The organism is Stenotrophomonas sp. SAU14A_NAIMI4_5 (genome assembly GCF_003086795.1).
Lineage (GTDB): Bacteria > Pseudomonadota > Gammaproteobacteria > Xanthomonadales > Xanthomonadaceae > Stenotrophomonas.
The window spans coordinates 189909-204336 of the sequence record NZ_CP026003.1; the positions used below are offsets into that span (position 1 = coordinate 189909).

Here is a 14428-nt window from a genome sequence, read left to right on the forward strand (position 1 = left end):
TCCAGAAGCAAGCCGACTAGCAGTCGGCTCTACCACGCGTTGTTCGGCCTTACCGCTCGGTCGCCGACTCGACCACCATGTCCAGCACGTACGCCTGCGACGGCGCATCGGCCGGCGGGTTCTTCACCGCGAAGCGCTTCACGCGCACCACGTTGCGCACGCCGTCTTCGTGGGTGTAGCCCTCGATGCTGCCGTAGAAGTTCTCGAACTTGCCCGGCTCGCCCTGCTTCAGGCCCTTGTCGTCGAACTTCACCTCACGCACCTGCAGGCACTGGTAATCCGGAATCAGCGGGTGCGAGCACTTCTGGGTCTTCGCGGCCACTTCCAGGAACACGGTTTCGCCCGGGCCGCCGTAGCGGGTCTCGGCGGTCGGTTCCGGTGCGAATACCAGCACGTCGCCCTTGCCGGTGGTCAGGGTCAGCGCGCCATCGGCACCCTGCGCGGCCTTCAGCTCGCCCTGCAGGCGGCTGGACACCGCTTCGTCCAGCGCCATCAGCGCCTTGTCGGTGCAGGCCATCATGGTCGACACCATCGCGCCCACCTTCAGCGTGCCGTTGTCGAGCGTGTAGCCACCGCCGAGGCGGTTGCAGGTGTTGCTCACCGACAGGCGGCCATCGGCGAAGTCCAGGGTGACCGGCTTGTCATCGCGGGCGAACAGCGCATCGATGCGCGTGCCATCGGCCGCGGTGGCCTGCTTCAGCAACCAGTGCTGGCTCTGCAGGCGCTGCGCATCCAGGTGCGCCAGCGTCTGCTGGTCGGCTGCCTTGGTGGCGGCCGGGGCCACGTCGTCGCCACCGGTGCCGGCCGGGGCCGGGGTCTGGCTGCAGGCGGCCAGCAGGGCCAGCGGGAGGAGCAGGGTGAGCGTGCGGTTCATGGTGGTGAGTCTCCTTGAGGAACCTGGAAAAACGGGTCGGGACCGGGAATGGGGTTGCCCGGCCCCGGCGTTGTTCAGCTACCGGCAGGCAACCACAGCAGCAATGCGGCGCCCAGGGCGATGCGGTAAACGGCAAACGCGGTGAACGTGTGCGACTTGATGTAGCCCATCAGCCACTTCACTACGACGAAGCCGGTGATGGCGGCGGCAACGAAGGCCACGCCGACGTCGGTCCAGTTCTCGCTGGCCAGGTTTCCTTCCTTGGCCAGTTCCAGGAAGGTGTAGGCGCTGGCGGCGAACATGGTGGGAATGCCCAGCAGGAACACGAACTCGGCGGCGGCCGCGCGGCGGCTCAGGCCCAGCAGCATGGCCAGGAAGATCGCCGAGGCCGAACGCGAGGTGCCGGGGAACACGCCGGCCACTACCTGCGCCAGGCCCACGCCGATCGCCACCGTCCAGGTCACCTGGTCACGGTCGGGCAGGCGCGCGGTATACGCCTCCACCAGCAGCATCCAGACGCCGCCGATGATCAGCGCCCAGGCCACCGGGCCCACGGTTTCCGGCAGCGACCAGCCGGCCTTGCGCACCACCAGGCCGACCACGGCAGTCACCAGGAAGGCCGCGCCCAGCTTGAACACGTACTCGCGGTTCTCGCGCTGGCCGAAGCCGGTGGCCAGCTGCAGCAGGCGCTGGCGGAACACCAGCACCACGGCCAGGATCGCGCCGGCCTGGATGATGATGTTGAAGAAGTCCGAACGCGCGCCCAGCCAGTGCTGGGCAATCAGCAGGTGGCCGGTGCTGGAGATCGGCAGGAATTCGGTGAGGCCTTCGAGGATGCCCAGCAACAGGGCGGAGAGCAGATCGGACATGGGTGGAATGGGCGCCGGCAGCGGAAGGAAGAAGGTCGAGAGGATAGACGATCCCTGCCGCACCAAACGGGTGCGGAAGGGGATGCATGCACCCCTTTGGTGCGCACCGCTGTGCACCGCGCCGGGGCGCTCTGTTTGAAATCAACGACTTGCGTTCTCGAAAAAGTTGGCACGGTCATTGCTCTACCTCAAGCAGGCATTCATCCCCATCCGAGGTCGTACCGATGTCCGTGGAAAACGTTGAGAAGCTGATCAAGGACAACCAGATCGAGTTCGTCGATCTGCGTTTCGTGGATATGCGTGGCGTCGAGCAGCACGTCACCTTCCCGGTCAGCATCATCGAACCGTCGCTGTTCGAAGAAGGCAAGATGTTCGACGGCAGCTCCATCGCCGGCTGGAAGGGCATCAACGAGTCGGACATGGTCCTGCTGCCGGACCCGGCCAGCGCCTATGTCGATCCGTTCTACGCCGATCCGACCATCGTCATCAGCTGCGACATCCTCGACCCGGCCACCATGCAGCCGTACGGCCGTTGCCCGCGCGGCATCGCCAAGCGCGCCGAGGCCTACCTGAAGTCCTCCGGCATCGCCGAAACCGCGTTCTTCGGCCCGGAGCCGGAATTCTTCATCTTCGATTCGGTCCGTTTCGCCAATGAAATGGGCAACACCTTCTTCAAGGTCGATTCGGAAGAAGCTGCCTGGAACAGCGGTGCCAAGTACGACGGCGCCAACAGCGGCTACCGTCCGGGCGTGAAGGGGGGTTACTTCCCCGTTCCGCCGACCGACACCCTGCACGACCTGCGCGCTGAAATGTGCAAGACCCTGGAACAGGTCGGCATCGAAGTGGAAGTGCAGCACCACGAAGTCGCCACCGCCGGCCAGTGCGAGATCGGCACCAAGTTCAGCACCCTGGTGCAGAAGGCCGACGAACTGCTGCGCATGAAGTACGTCATCAAGAACGTGGCGCACCGCAACGGCAAGACCGTCACCTTCATGCCCAAGCCGATCGTCGGTGACAACGGCAGCGGCATGCACGTGCACCAGTCGCTGTCCAAGGGCGGTACCAACCTGTTCTCCGGTGACGGCTACGGCGGCCTGAGCCAGCTGGCGCTGTGGTACATCGGCGGCATCTTCAAGCACGCCAAGGCCATCAACGCCTTCGCCAACTCGGGCACCAACAGCTACAAGCGCCTGGTGCCGGGCTTCGAAGCCCCGGTCATGCTGGCCTACTCGGCCCGCAACCGTTCGGCCTCGTGCCGCATTCCGTGGGTGTCCAACCCGAAGGCGCGCCGCATTGAAATGCGCTTCCCCGATCCGATCCAGTCGGGCTACCTGACCTTCACCGCGCTGATGATGGCCGGCCTGGACGGCATCAAGAACCAGATCGACCCGGGCGCACCGAGCGACAAGGATCTGTACGACCTGCCGCCGGAAGAAGAGAAGCTGATCCCGCAGGTCTGCTCCTCGCTGGACCAGGCCCTGGAAGCGCTGGACAAGGACCGCGAGTTCCTCAAGGCCGGCGGCGTGATGAGCGATGACTTCATCGACGGCTACATCGCGCTGAAGATGCAGGAAGTGACCAAGTTCCGCGCGGCGACCCACCCGCTGGAATACCAGCTGTACTACGCCAACTGACCGGGCGGCGATGGCGGTGGGACCTCCCTCCCACCCGCCGCCATCGCCTCCGTTCTTCGCGGCTGGGGAGCCGCATGGCGGGCCCAGGCCCGTCGTGGTAGAGCGGACCGTTGGTCCGCTGCATTGGAAACGCGGGCCATTGGCCCGCTGACCCAGGGGCAAGAGAGAGACCGGATACGCGAATGGGCCGCCCTCCCTCCCGCGTCGGTCGTGCAAGGAGAGAGGCACGGCCGTCCCGGCCCATTACGTGTCCGGTGCAACAGCCACGGCCATCATCACGATGGCCCGTGGTTGCCTGATGCCATCGCGCGCTGGCGCGGTGGCCCCATCCACCATCGGGACATGCGCATGAAACTGATCTCCGCCATCATCCGACCGTTCAAACTCGACGAGGTCCGCGAGGCCCTCTCCGACGCTGGCGTGTCGGGCATCACCGTGACCGAAGTGAAAGGTTTCGGTCGCCAGAAGGGCCACACCGAGCTGTATCGCGGCGCCGAGTACGTCGTCGATTTCCTGCCCAAGATCAAGATCGAAACCGTGGTCACCGACGAGCGTGCCGACGCGGTGATCGAAGCGATCCAATCGTCCGCAGGCACCGGCAAGATCGGCGACGGCAAGATCTTCGTCACTGCCGTCGAGCAGGTCATCCGTATCCGCACCGGCGAAATCGGTGCCGACGCGCTGTAACCCCTTCCGGAGACTCCCCCAAATGAAGATGCGCCTTCTCACCGGGTGGCAAGCCCGGTTCCATCTCGTGTGCCTGTTGATGCTGCTCAGCGCGCTCGCCGCCGGTGCCTGGCCGGGCACTGCCAACGCCCAGGCCCAGGTCTCGCCGCTGCCCAGCGAAACCGTCGCGGTCGAGCCGCTGCAGGCTCCGGTGGCCGCGGCACCGGTTGCCGCCGAAGCCGCCGCGCCGGCCTTCGACCACGGCGACGTCGCCTGGATGCTGACCTCCACCCTGCTGGTGCTGCTGATGGTGGTGCCGGGCCTGGCTCTGTTCTACGGCGGCCTGGTGCGTTCGAAGAACGTGCTGTCGGTGCTCAGCCAGATCCTGGTGGTGTTCTCGCTGGTGCTGCTGCTGTGGGTGTCCTACGGCTACAGCGCGGTGTTCAGTGCGGGCAATCCGTTCTTCGGCTCATTCACCGAGTTCGCCTTCCTGAAGGGCTTCACCCCTGATTCGGTCGGCAACACGCCCATCAAGGGCCTGCCGGATTATCTGTTCGTCGCCTTCCAGTCGACCTTCGCCGGCATCACCACCGCGCTGATCGTCGGCGCCTTCGCCGAACGCATCAAGTTCCGCGCGGTGCTGCTGTTCTCGGCGCTGTGGTTCACCCTCAGCTACATCCCGATGGCGCACATCGTCTGGGGTGGCGGTTACCTGGGTGAAATGGGCGCGATCGATTTCGCCGGTGGCACCGTGGTGCACATCAACGCGGGCGTCGCCGGCCTGGTTGGCGCGTGGTTCCTCGGCAAGCGCCTGGGCTATGGCCAGACCGCGCTGAAGCCGCACAACGTGCCGTTCACCTACATCGGCGCGATGCTGCTGTGGGTGGGCTGGTTCGGCTTCAACGCCGGCTCGGCCGCTGCGGCCGACACCGTCGCTTCGCTGGCCTTCCTCAACACCGTGCTGGCCACTGCTGCGGCGGTGCTGGGCTGGACGCTCACCGAAGCGATCACCAAGGGCAAGCCGTCGGCACTGGGTGCAGCGTCGGGTGCGGTGGCCGGCCTGGTCGGCATCACCCCGGCCTGCGGCACCGTGGGCCCGCTGGGCGCCATCGTCATCGGCCTGGTCGCCGGTGTGGTCTGCGTGTGGGGCGTCACCGGCCTGAAGCGCCTGCTGAAGGTGGACGACACCGCCGACGTGTTCGGTGTGCACGGCGTCGGCGGCATCGTCGGTGCCATCCTCACCGGTGTGTTCAGCGCGCAGTCGCTGGGCGGCACCAAGGCCGATCTGGATATCGGCCACCAGGTGTGGGTGCAGGTGGTCAGCGTCGGCCTCACCGTGGTCTGGTCGGCGGTGGTCACCGCGGCCATCCTGCTGCTGGTGAAGGTGGTGGTCGGCCTGCGCGTGACCGAAGAGGCCGAACGTACCGGCCTGGATGTCACCTCGCACGGCGAATCGGCCTACGAGGCCTGAGGTAACGGCGGGCAGCCTTCTGCCCTTGCGGGTGCCATGAGCCCTGGTGGGTGCCGACCGTTGGTCGGCACTCCCCCTCGGCCCTCTGTTCTGGTGGGGGCCATGAGTTCTGGTGGGTGCCGACCGTTGGCCGGCACTCCCCTTGCCCTGGTGGGTACCGACCGTTGGTCGGTACTCCCCTTGCCCTGGTGGGTACCGACCGTTGGTCGGTACTCCCCTTGCCCTGGTGGGTACCGACCGTTGGTCGGTACCGCGTCATGCATCGTACCGCGTCATGCATCGTCGCGTGTGATCGCGCACAATCAAGCGCATGCACCCGATCCGCACCCCCCTGATGCTCTCGGCCTGCCTGCTGCTGGCCGCCTGTGCTTCCGCGCCGCAGGAAAGCCGCAATCCGCTGGCTACCTGGGTGCCTTCGCCAAACCAGAACGCGCGCGATCCGGTCGTCATCGTCATCCACCACACCGAACAGGATTCGGTGCAGCAGAGCCTGCACACGCTGCGCACCGCCAACAGCGGCGGCCGGGTCAGTGCGCACTACCTCATCGGTGCCGATGGCCACCGCTACCAGCTGGTCAGCGACGAGCGCCGCGCCTGGCATGCCGGCTCCGGCCGCTGGGGCACCATCACCGATCTCAACTCGGCCTCCATCGGCATCGAGCTGGACAACAACGGCAGCACGCCGTTCACGCCCGCGCAGATCGCATCGCTGATCCTGCTGCTGCGTGACCTCACCGAGCGCCTGAACATCCCGCCGCGGCAGGTGATCGGCCACGCCGATCTCGCGCCGACGCGCAAGGCCGACCCCAGCCGCTTCTTCCCTTGGCAGCAGCTGGCCGAGGCCGGCTTCGGTGTATGGCCGCGTGCCAGCGATGGCCCCGCACCGGACGGTTTCGATGCGTGGAATGCGATGGCGCGTTTCGGTTACCCGATGGAGGATCGCGAAGCGGCCGTCGCCGCCTTCCATCGCCGCTTCCGCGGCAGTGACGACCTGCCGAAGATGCTGGACGCCGAAGACGCGCGCATCCTGCATTCGCTGCTGCTGCAGACGCCGTAGCCTGAACACCCGCCGGGCGCGCCCGGCACAAGGTTGCCGGGCCACCATCGGCCCCACTACATTGCGACGATGATCACTGTTACCTCGCCGCGCGCGCTCCTCACCTTCGTGGCCGTCGCCCTGCTCGCCGGCTGCGCCACCACCGGCACCCGTCCGGGCACACCGGCCGCCAAGCCCGCTGCCGCCACCTACGCCAAGGTCGACTGGAAGGTGTTGCCGGCGGTCTCCGATGCCGACCTGCAGGCCGGCTTCGTTGCCTGGCGCAGCAGCTGCACCCGCCTGAAGAACGATGCGGTCTGGGCCCAGCTCTGCGCGACCGCAGCCACGGTATCCGACAAGGATCCGGCGGCGATCCGGCAGTTCCTGCAGCGCGACCTCGATGTTTACGCACTGCGCGCCGGGGGCCACCAGGCCGATGGCCTGATCACCGGCTACTACGAACCCATCTACCCCGGCAGCCTGACCCGCACGGCCACCGCCACGGTGCCGGTGTATGGCACGCCCGACGATCTGATCGTGGTGCAGCTGGACAGCCTCTACCCCGAGCTGAAGGGCAAGCGCCTGCGTGGCCGCCTCGACGGCAAGGTGCTCAAGCCCTATGACGACGCCGGCACCATCGCCAGCAAGGGGTCCAAGGCGCCCGTGCTGGCCTGGCTGACCGAACCGATGGACCTGCAGCTGCTGCAGATCCAGGGCTCGGGCCGCGTGCGCCTGGCCGATGGCACCCAGGTGCGGCTGGCCTATGCCGAGCAGAACGGCCACCCCTACCGCGCCATCGGCCGCTGGCTGGTGGACCAGGGCGAGCTGAAGAAGGAAGACGTCACCATGGACGCGATCCGCGCGTGGGCGAAGGCGCACCCGGCGCGCGTGCCGGAGCTGCTGCGCAGCAACCCCAGCTACGTGTTCTTCGTGCGCAGCGCCGACAGCCCGGAAGGCCCGCGCGGGTCGCTGAATGTGCCGCTGACCGCCGGCTACAGCGTGGCGGTCGACCGCAGCGTGGTGCCGCTGGGCAGCCTGCTGTGGCTTTCCACCACGCGCCCGGACGGCAGCCCGGTGGTGCGCCCGGTGGCCGCGCAGGACACCGGCGGCGCCATTGCCGGCGAGGTGCGCGCCGACCTGTACTGGGGCAGCGGCGATGCCGCCGGCAAGCTGGCCGGCGACATGAAGCAGAAGGGCAACCTCTGGATGCTGTGGCCGAAGGGTGCACCCCTGCCGAACTGAACCGGCAAGGGGTCGGATCCCTTGCCGTAGGCAAGGGCTCTGACCCCGAATGGCTGATAATGGCGCCATTCCGAACTCTCCGGCCGCCGCTGCGGCCAGGACCCCTGCAATGAAGAACATCAAGAACAACACCGCCAGGAAGTACTACAAGCACTGGGCCGAATCGGGCCTGGGCAAGGGCAACGTGCTGATGGAAGCCCGCGGCGAGAAGATCGTGCGCCAGGTGGAAATCTACGGCACCAAGCTGGTCTGGGCCGACGAGCACGGCCAGAGCGACGACCGTTTCCTGCTGGCCGACCAGCCGGTGTCGTTCCTCGATTTCGACGAGGACGATGAGATCTCCGCGCGCGAATTTGAAAGCGCTTGGAAGAAGGCCAGGGAAGCCACCGGCTACCCGGTGTAAACACCGCTCCACCCCGCCTTAGTAGAGTCGAGCCATGCTCGACTGCTCCACCGCCCTCGTAGAGTCGAGCTTGCTCGACTGCTCCACCGCCCTCGTAGAGTCGAGCTTGCTCGACTGCTCCTGACAACGGCAGTCGAGCAAGCTCGACTCTACGGGCTTTGCGCCTGAAATGTTATATGATTACATTTCATCCGCACCCTTCCACCCCCATGAAAACCTCCACGCTGGTGGCCGCCCTCGCGGCTGCCCCGTTCGCCCCTGAAGCGTTCGCACAGTCCGCCGATGCCGCGCTCACCCTCGGCAAGGTGCAGGTGCACCAGCACGGCGAAGGCCAGCTCAGCGCACACCAGGTGCTGACCTCGGTGGACGTGCTCGGCGCGGACCAGATCGAAGACCGCAACGTCTCGCACAGCTGGGAACTGCTGGGGCAGATGCCCGGCATCCAGCTCACCGAAACGCGGCAGGGTGCGGAGTCGGGCAAGGTCAGCTTCCGCGCCTTCAACGGCGAGGGCTACCTCAACGCCATCAAGACCCTCATCGACGGCATCCCCAGCAACGTCAACAGCGGCAACCAGCGCTTCATCGACATGCTGTTCCCGCTGGAAATCAGCTACATCGAAGTGGTGCGCGGGACCAACGATCCGCGCTACGGCCTGCACAACATCGGCGGCAACGTGAACTTCGGTACGCGCCAGGGCGGCAACTACACCGATGCGCGGCTGGCCTACGGCAGCTACAACACCCGCGATGCGCAGCTGGCGATCGGCCGCGAAAGCAATGGCTTCGCGCAGAACTACTTCATCGGCACCCAAGCCAGCGATGGCTACCGCGACCACGACACCTCGAAGAAGTACTCGCTGGGCGGCAAATGGTTCTACGGCTCGCTGGACGACGGCCTACGCGTGGGCCTGACCGCGCGCGCCTATCACCACGAAGCGGACGAGCCCGGCTTCATGACCGCCAACGAACTGCGCACGCATCGTCGTGGCAGCGACCTGCGCAACGCCAACGATGGCGATGACCGCGACATGCGCCAGATCGCCGCGCACGTGGACCTGAAGCTGTCCGACGCGCTGACCTTCGGCACGCGGCTGTACTACAACCGTTATGAAGACGACCGCCGCGTGACCTTCAGTGACCTGCCCACCGGCAACCTGCCGCGCCAGCGCCGCGTGTGGGATGAGCGCCAGACCGGCCTGCTCAGCACGCTCACCTGGCAGGCCAGTCCCGCGCTTACCGTCGAAGGCGGCCTGAACTACGAGCAGCAGGACAACGGCTACATCCGCGAGCGCTACGCCTACGCCGAACCCACCGATTACAGCCAGGCGCCGGCGCGCGTGCAGAACAACGACCGCCACAGCTTCGACAACTGGGGCGCCTACGTGCAGGCCATCTACCAGCCCGCCGAGGCGTGGAAGATCGTGCCGGCCTACCGCGTCGACCGTTTCAGTGGCAGCACGCACCTGATGACCGGCGTCAGCGGCCGCCTGCAGGACTACGGCACCATCGGCCAGCCCAAGCTGAGCGTCATCCACAGTCTGGGCCAGACCACTCACGTCTACGCCAACTGGGGCCGCACCTTCCAGGTGCTGACCGGCTCCACTGCGCCGGCTTACCTCACCCCGGGGCAGGCGCCGATGCAGCCGTCCACCAACACCGGCATGGAGCTGGGCCTGAAGTTCGAGCCGTTCGCCGGCAGCCAGGCACGCCTGGCGGTGTGGCAGCAGGATGCGGAAAACGAGGTGTCCAACATGCCGGCCACCGGCACCACGGTCACCCTGGGCAAGACCCGTCGCCGCGGCGTGGACGCGCAGCTGAGCCTGCAGCTGGGCGATGACTGGACGGTGTGGGCCTCGCACGCCTACCAGGAAGCGAAGATCACCCGCGACGACCGCGATGCCGGCATTTCGCTGCAGGGCAGGGAAGTGGCCGCCACCCCGCGTCATATCAGCAACCTGGGCGTGGACTACCGCGCCAGCGACGCGCTGCGCCTCGGTCTGCAGGCCCGCGCGCAGGGCGATTACTACCTGGAAGAGCGCAACGAGGCCGGCAAGTTCGGCAGCTTCGCCGTGCTCGACCTCAGCGCCGCGTACCAGATCAATCCACGCTGGAGCGTGGACCTGCAGCTGAAGAACGTCACCGGCCGCGAGTACGCCTACGCCTGGTACGACAGCTTCTTCTGGGACAGCGCTCGCCCGATGTTCTCGCCGGCCCCGGGCCGCAGCGTGTTCGTCGGCCTGAACATGAAGCTGTAGCCCGGATGGGGTCGGATCCCTTTCCGCCAGGAAAGGGCTCTGACCCCGGGCAGGTTCATGCCACCGCGTTGTAAGGCTCGATCCGCGCCAGCACCTCGGCCAGCTTCTCCTTGGTCATCGCCGCATCGAAATCCGCCTGCAGTCCGATCCAGAACTTGTCGGACACGCCGAAGTAACGGGACAGCCGCAGTCCGGTATCTGCAGTCACGGCGCGCTGGCCGGTAACAATCTCGCCGATCCGGCGCTGTGACACGCCGATCGCTTTGGCCAAGCGGTACTGGGTGATGCCCAGCGGCTCCAGAAACTCATGCAGCAGGATCTCGCCGGGAGCGGGGTAGGGGACGGTTCGCATGCGCGCGGCTCCTTCAGTGGTAATCGACAATTTCGACTTCGGCGGGGCCTTCTCGGGTCCAGACGAAGCACAATCGGAACTGATCATTGATGCGGATGCTGTACTGGCCGCACCGGTTTCCGTGCAACGGCTCCAAGCGATTGGCCGGAGGTATGCGCAGATCCCGCAGATCGGCCGCAACGTTGAGCATCGCCAGCTTGCGCAGGGCAGCGGCTTCGATGTGGCGCCACCTCGGCACGCGTTGGCCATCGAACAGCGCCTGCGTGCGTTTGCAGCCGAACGACTGGATAGGCATGGTAGTAACGATTGTCGATAGTATCGTAAGGCGTTAGTATTCGATCAGCAAGCCTGGCATGTAATTCCCAGGCACGACGTCCGGTGACGCATACGAAGTGATCTGATGCCCGCCCCCCGTTTTGCACTACATTGGTGCAATGTCCGACCCCGCACCCCCGCCGTCCCTCGATGCCCTCGGCACGCCGCTGGCCTGGGCCGGGGCCGATGGCCGCATCATCGGCTGCAATCCCGCCTTCGCCCGCTGGCTGGGCGTCAGCGTCCGCCGCCTGATCGGCCAGCCGCTGGCCGCGCTGGAAGTGCAGGGCGAGGCGCTGGCCCATTTCCTTGCCCGCGACGAGCGCGACAGTCTGCGCCTTAACCGCCTGGCGCTGGCCCTGCCGGGTGAGGGCGCGCGCTTCGCCGAGGGCTGGATGAGCCGCCGCGACGATGGTGGCTGGCTGCTGGAAGCGCATCCGGTCGACGAATTCCCGGGCCTGGACCCGACCCAGGCCCTGCCCAGCGCGCTCAGTGCCGCGCTGAAGGGCCTGGCCCACGAGCTGCGCAATCCGCTGGCCGGCCTGAAGGGCGCGGCGCAGCTGCTGGCCCGCCGTGCCGCCCAGCGCGATGCCAGCGAGCGCGAGCTGATCGAGCTGATCGGTTCGGAGATCGAACGCCTCAACGGCCTGCTCGACCAGCTGCTGTCGCCGGCCCCGGCCGCACCGCATGCGCCGCTGAACATCCATGCCTCGCTGGAACGCGTGCTGCGCCTGGCCGAGAGCGAGGCCGGCTGGGCCGTGCGTCTGCAGCGCGACTACGACCCCAGCATTCCCGAACTCGATGGCGATGCCGACCGCCTCACCCAGGCGGTGTGGAACCTGGTGCGCAACGCCATCCAGGCCGGCGCCGGGGTCATCACCCTGCGCACGCGCGTGGAGCATGGCGTGCGCATCGCCGAACAGCTGCACACCCTGGCCCTGCGCCTGGAAATCGCCGACGACGGCCGTGGCGTACCCGAGGAACTGGCCGAGCACCTGTTCCTGCCGCTGGTCAGTGGCCGCGCCGAAGGCACCGGTCTGGGTCTGGCGCTGGCCCAGCAGGTGGCGCGCGAACACCGCGGCACGCTCACCTACCGCTCGCGGCCGGGACATACCGTGTTCACCCTGCTGCTGCCGATCGGCAACGGCGCCGCCCCGGCCGAGGAGGCCCCGCGCGATGTCTGATTCCCCTATCTCCGCGCAGCGCATCTGGGTGGTCGACGATGACCGCGCCGTGCGCTTCGTGCTGTGCACCGCGCTGCGCGAGGCCGGCTACCAGGTCGTCGATTTCGACAGCGCCGCCCCCGCCCTGCAGGCCTTGAACGAAGGGCCTGCACCGGCACTGCTGTTCACCGATGTGCGCATGCCCGGCGACGATGGCCTGGTGCTGCTGGACAAGCTGAAGGCTGCGCTGCCGCAGCTGCCGGTGGTGGTGATGTCGGCCTACACCGATGTGGCCAGCACGGCGGGCGCGTTCCGCGGTGGCGCACACGAGTTCCTGTCCAAGCCCTTTGACCTCGACGATGCAGTCGCGCTGGCCCAGCGCGTGCTGCCCGCCGTGGCACCAGCACTGGCCGCGCCCGCCCCGGTGGCCGAAACGCCCAGCGACCAGCCGCCACAGCTGGTGGGCGACACGCCACCGATGCGCGCGCTGTTCCGCGCCATCGGCCGGCTGGCGCAGGCACCGCTGGCGGTGCTCATCACCGGCGAAACCGGCACCGGCAAGGAACTGGTGGCCAACGCCCTGCACCGCGAATCACCGCGTGCGCAGGGCCCGTTCGTTGCGCTCAATACCGCCGCCATCCCCGCCGAACTGCTGGAAAGCGAACTGTTCGGCCACGAGGCCGGCGCGTTCACCGGTGCGCAGCGCCGCCACATCGGCCGCTTCGAGCAGGCCAACGGCGGCACGTTGTTCCTCGATGAAATCGGCGACATGCCGCTGCCGCTGCAGACGCGCCTGCTGCGCGTGCTGGCCCAGGGCGAATTCTTCCGCGTCGGTGGCCGCGAGCTGATCCATGTGGATGTGCGCGTGGTCGCTGCCACCCACCAGGACCTGGAAGGGCTGGTCGCGCAGGGGAAATTCCGTGCCGACCTGCTGCATCGCCTCGATGTGGTGCGCCTGCAGCTGCCGCCGCTGCGCGACCGCCGCGAGGACATCGCGCAGCTGGCCACCACCTTCCTGGCCGCCGCCGCGCACAAGCTGGACACGCCGCCGAAGCGGCTCACCGCCGCGGCCCTGCAGGCGCTGCGCGAGCACGACTGGCCGGGCAACGTGCGTGAACTGGAAAACGTCTGCTGGCGCATGGCTGCACTCGCCGCCGCCGACACCATCGGCGTGGCCGACGTCGATACCGCGTTGAACCGCAGCCGCAGCCGTCGTGGCAGCAGCGCGGGTGCCGATCCGGGCCAGTGGGAAACGCTGCTGTCCGAATGGGCGCGGCGGCAGCTGGCCGAAGGTACCGAAGGCCTGCATGCACAGGTGCGCGAGCGCGTGGACCACGCCCTGCTGGAAGCCGCGCTGCAGATCACCCATGGCCGACGCGCCGAAGCCGCCGCACGGCTCGGCCTGGGCCGTAACACGCTGACCCGCAAACTGGGCGCCGGCCGCCGCCGCGGGGGCCATTGAACGCCCCCTGCACGCGGTCCTCGCGCCCGCTTGCCGAACTGTTGATCCGCCATGGACGATGCCGTCCGTAGTGTTCCCTGCAAGGAGTTTCCTGATGCGCCTGTCATTTGCCATCCTGCCGCTGTCTGCCGCCGTGCTGCTGTCTGCCTGTGGCAGCGCGCCGCAGAAGCCGCAGCCCACGCCGCCGCCGGTGGTCACTACGCCCGTGGCCCAGCTGGCCGAAGCCAACCTGGCGCCGGCCTCGGCCAGCATCGTCAGTGGCCGCCTGGTGCTGAAGACCGAAAGCGGTGGCGTGCACCTGACCGGCCTGGTCGGTGGCCTGCAGCCGATGCAGCAGGCGGGTTTCCATATCCACGAACGCGGTGACTGCAGCGCGGTGGATGCCAGCAGTGCCGGCAACCACTTCAACCCCGCCGCCAGCGCGCACGGTCGTGCGGGCAGCGGCAAGCATCATCTGGGTGACATCGACAACCTGCAGGCTGATGCCCAGGGCCGCGCGAATGTCGATGTGCACCTGAAGGGCGTTACCCTTGGGGGAGGCGCCGCCACCGATATTGCCGGACGTGCACTGGTCGTGCATGCCAACGCCGATGACTATCGCAGCCAGCCCGCCGGCAATGCCGGCGTCCGCATCGCCTGCGGTGTGATCCGGGTTACCCGCTGATCGCCACGGGCTTCATTCCAAGGAG

At 67.4% G+C, this 14428-nt stretch carries 14 protein-coding genes; 10 read left to right on the forward strand and 4 right to left on the reverse strand.

The features are described 5' to 3' along the window. Nucleotides 1–49: 49 nt before the first annotated feature. Together C1925_RS00770 and C1925_RS00775 are read right to left on the reverse strand one after the other, a co-directional pair. Complete coding sequence (locus C1925_RS00770; RefSeq protein WP_108767269.1) at nt 50–874, reverse strand: META and DUF4377 domain-containing protein; 825 nt, start codon at nt 872–874, stop codon at nt 50–52. Nucleotides 875–948: 74 nt separating this feature from the next. Beyond that, nucleotides 949–1743 (reverse strand): undecaprenyl-diphosphate phosphatase, encoded by a 795-nt coding sequence (locus tag C1925_RS00775; protein ID WP_108767270.1) that lies wholly within the window; start codon nt 1741–1743, stop codon nt 949–951. Nucleotides 1744–1967: 224 nt separating this feature from the next. Here C1925_RS00775 and glnA point away from each other — a divergent pair, with 224 nt between their 5' ends. The 7 genes from glnA to C1925_RS00810 all read left to right on the forward strand — a co-directional run bounded on the left by glnA (nt 1968) and on the right by C1925_RS00810 (nt 10450). Next, the gene (glnA, locus tag C1925_RS00780) at nt 1968–3377 is read left to right on the forward strand and encodes a type I glutamate--ammonia ligase (protein ID WP_108767271.1); all 1410 of its coding nucleotides are present in this window, start codon (nt 1968–1970) and stop codon (nt 3375–3377) included. 348 nt (nt 3378–3725) lie between these two features. Then, a complete protein-coding gene (locus tag C1925_RS00785) occupies nt 3726–4064 on the forward strand; it encodes a P-II family nitrogen regulator (RefSeq protein ID WP_004134334.1) in 339 nt (112 codons plus the stop codon). Between the two features lie 22 nt (nt 4065–4086). After that, the gene (gene amt, locus C1925_RS00790; RefSeq protein WP_108767272.1) at nt 4087–5514 is read left to right on the forward strand and encodes an ammonium transporter; all 1428 of its coding nucleotides are present in this window, start codon (nt 4087–4089) and stop codon (nt 5512–5514) included. A gap of 310 nt (nt 5515–5824) precedes the next feature. Next, nucleotides 5825–6571 (forward strand): N-acetylmuramoyl-L-alanine amidase, encoded by a 747-nt coding sequence (locus C1925_RS00795; RefSeq protein ID WP_108767273.1) that lies wholly within the window; start codon nt 5825–5827, stop codon nt 6569–6571. A gap of 69 nt (nt 6572–6640) precedes the next feature. Further along, nucleotides 6641–7792, forward strand: a complete 1152-nt coding sequence (locus tag C1925_RS00800) for an MltA domain-containing protein (protein WP_108767274.1) — start codon at nt 6641–6643, stop codon at nt 7790–7792. A 109-nt stretch (nt 7793–7901) separates the two neighbouring features. Then, nucleotides 7902–8195, forward strand: a complete 294-nt coding sequence (locus C1925_RS00805; protein ID WP_108767275.1) for a hypothetical protein — start codon at nt 7902–7904, stop codon at nt 8193–8195. A 209-nt stretch (nt 8196–8404) separates the two neighbouring features. Then, nucleotides 8405–10450, forward strand: a complete 2046-nt coding sequence (locus C1925_RS00810) for a TonB-dependent receptor (protein WP_108767276.1) — start codon at nt 8405–8407, stop codon at nt 10448–10450. A gap of 55 nt (nt 10451–10505) precedes the next feature. Here the strand turns inward: C1925_RS00810 and C1925_RS00815 are convergent, their stop codons facing one another. Beyond that, complete coding sequence (locus C1925_RS00815; protein ID WP_108767277.1) at nt 10506–10802, reverse strand: HigA family addiction module antitoxin; 297 nt, start codon at nt 10800–10802, stop codon at nt 10506–10508. A 13-nt stretch (nt 10803–10815) separates the two neighbouring features. After that, nucleotides 10816–11097, reverse strand: a complete 282-nt coding sequence (locus C1925_RS00820; protein WP_108767278.1) for a type II toxin-antitoxin system RelE/ParE family toxin — start codon at nt 11095–11097, stop codon at nt 10816–10818. Nucleotides 11098–11236: 139 nt separating this feature from the next. On the opposite strand from C1925_RS00820, the gene C1925_RS00825 reads away from it, so the two are divergent. The 3 genes from C1925_RS00825 to C1925_RS00835 all read left to right on the forward strand — a co-directional run bounded on the left by C1925_RS00825 (nt 11237) and on the right by C1925_RS00835 (nt 14403). Beyond that, nucleotides 11237–12298, forward strand: a complete 1062-nt coding sequence (locus C1925_RS00825) for an ATP-binding protein (RefSeq protein ID WP_108767279.1) — start codon at nt 11237–11239, stop codon at nt 12296–12298. Further along, the gene (gene ntrC / locus C1925_RS00830) at nt 12291–13739 is read left to right on the forward strand and encodes a nitrogen regulation protein NR(I) (protein WP_108767280.1); all 1449 of its coding nucleotides are present in this window, start codon (nt 12291–12293) and stop codon (nt 13737–13739) included. Before C1925_RS00825 ends, ntrC begins: the two co-directional genes overlap by 8 nt. A 94-nt stretch (nt 13740–13833) precedes the next feature. Continuing rightward, nucleotides 13834–14403, forward strand: a complete 570-nt coding sequence (locus C1925_RS00835) for a superoxide dismutase family protein (protein WP_108767281.1) — start codon at nt 13834–13836, stop codon at nt 14401–14403. Nucleotides 14404–14428: the final 25 nt, after the last annotated feature.

Coding starts and splice junctions, on each gene's coding strand:
- C1925_RS00770 (WP_108767269.1), bottom strand. CDS start 874: ATGAACCGCACGCTCACCCTGCTCCTCCCGCTGGCCCTGCTGGCCGCC.
- C1925_RS00775 (WP_108767270.1), bottom strand. CDS start 1,743: ATGTCCGATCTGCTCTCCGCCCTGTTGCTGGGCATCCTCGAAGGCCTC.
- glnA (WP_108767271.1), top strand. CDS start 1,968: ATGTCCGTGGAAAACGTTGAGAAGCTGATCAAGGACAACCAGATCGAG.
- C1925_RS00785 (WP_004134334.1), top strand. CDS start 3,726: ATGAAACTGATCTCCGCCATCATCCGACCGTTCAAACTCGACGAGGTC.
- amt (WP_108767272.1), top strand. CDS start 4,087: ATGAAGATGCGCCTTCTCACCGGGTGGCAAGCCCGGTTCCATCTCGTG.
- C1925_RS00795 (WP_108767273.1), top strand. CDS start 5,825: ATGCACCCGATCCGCACCCCCCTGATGCTCTCGGCCTGCCTGCTGCTG.
- C1925_RS00800 (WP_108767274.1), top strand. CDS start 6,641: ATGATCACTGTTACCTCGCCGCGCGCGCTCCTCACCTTCGTGGCCGTC.
- C1925_RS00805 (WP_108767275.1), top strand. CDS start 7,902: ATGAAGAACATCAAGAACAACACCGCCAGGAAGTACTACAAGCACTGG.
- C1925_RS00810 (WP_108767276.1), top strand. CDS start 8,405: ATGAAAACCTCCACGCTGGTGGCCGCCCTCGCGGCTGCCCCGTTCGCC.
- C1925_RS00815 (WP_108767277.1), bottom strand. CDS start 10,802: ATGCGAACCGTCCCCTACCCCGCTCCCGGCGAGATCCTGCTGCATGAG.
- C1925_RS00820 (WP_108767278.1), bottom strand. CDS start 11,097: ATGCCTATCCAGTCGTTCGGCTGCAAACGCACGCAGGCGCTGTTCGAT.
- C1925_RS00825 (WP_108767279.1), top strand. CDS start 11,237: ATGTCCGACCCCGCACCCCCGCCGTCCCTCGATGCCCTCGGCACGCCG.
- ntrC (WP_108767280.1), top strand. CDS start 12,291: ATGTCTGATTCCCCTATCTCCGCGCAGCGCATCTGGGTGGTCGACGAT.
- C1925_RS00835 (WP_108767281.1), top strand. CDS start 13,834: ATGCGCCTGTCATTTGCCATCCTGCCGCTGTCTGCCGCCGTGCTGCTG.